Genomic DNA, 663 nt, shown 5'->3' with positions numbered 1-663 from the left:
GTCCACGCCAAGCTGGCCGAGCGCGACGCCCGCCACGCCAAATCGGGCGAGAGCCGCTATCTGGTCGAGCCCAACATCAAGGACGGCAAGGGCGGCCTGCGCGACCTGCACACGCTGTTCTGGATCGCCAAGTACTATTACCGGGTGCGCACCGGCGCCGAGCTGATCGACAAGGGCGTGTTCACCGAGGGTGAATACGGCCAGTTCGTCGAGGCCGAGGACTTCTTGTGGGCAGTGCGCTGCCACATGCATTTCCTGACTGGAAAGCCAGAGGAGCGGCTGCATTTCGACATCCAGCGCGAAATCGCCGAGCGGCTGGGCTACACTACCCAGCCCGGGCTTTCGGCGGTCGAGCGCTTCATGAAGGACTACTTCCTGGTCGCCAAGGAAGTCGGCGACCTGACCCGCATCTTCTGTGCAGCACTTGAAGAGGAACAGGCCAAGGACGCGCCAGGCTTCCACGGGCTGCTGCAGGGCTTTTCGCGGCGCAAGCGCAAGCTTGCCGGCACCAGCGACTTCATCATCGACAACCAGCGCATCAACGTCGCCGATGACAAGGTGTTCGAGCGCGATCCGGTGAACATGCTGCGCTTCTTCTGGTTCGCCGACCTGCACGGGCTGGAGCTGCACCCCAATGCATTGAAGCTTTTGACCCGCTCGCTC

Annotated in this window: 1 pseudogene; it reads left to right on the top strand. The window is 62.9% G+C overall.

Annotated features, from left to right (window positions below):
• Nucleotides 1-663, top strand: a pseudogene (locus IPF36_RS34285) (hypothetical protein); the annotation flags it as partial.

Origin of the sequence: Cupriavidus sp. IK-TO18 (genome assembly GCF_015549295.1) — a bacterium.
GTDB classification, from domain to species: domain Bacteria; phylum Pseudomonadota; class Gammaproteobacteria; order Burkholderiales; family Burkholderiaceae; genus Cupriavidus; species Cupriavidus oxalaticus_A.
This window is presented reverse-complemented; position numbering and strand designations above follow the sequence as displayed.